Genomic DNA, 279 nt, shown 5'->3' on the forward strand with positions numbered 1-279 from the left:
GAGGCCAGCCAGGACGGCGAGGTCCGCGGGCGTCGCAACGCGATGCTCGACGACTCCGACGTGCACTGGCACCGCCAGATCAAGGCCTGCGTCGGTGGCGTCACCGCTGCGGTCACCGGCGACCCGGCGGTCTTCGTCTCGGTCTCCGCGGCCCACCAGGGCCCCGCGGGGGGCGGCCCGGTGGCCGCGATCGTCGACATGGGCTGATCCAGCCCGCACGCACGACGATGGGGCGCCCCCCGGTGGGGGCGCCCCTTTCGTGTCGTCTGACCCTGGGTC

General features: G+C 74.9%; 1 protein-coding gene. It reads left to right on the forward strand.

Annotated features, from left to right (window positions below):
- The coding region (locus tag QWY28_RS23630; protein ID WP_300955351.1) for a ring-opening amidohydrolase at positions 1-207 on the forward strand (207 nt) is incomplete at its 5' end.
- Positions 208-279 lie beyond the last annotated feature (72 nt).

Origin of the sequence: Nocardioides oceani, from assembly GCF_030412965.1 — a bacterium.
Taxonomy (GTDB): domain Bacteria; phylum Actinomycetota; class Actinomycetes; order Propionibacteriales; family Nocardioidaceae; genus Nocardioides; species Nocardioides oceani.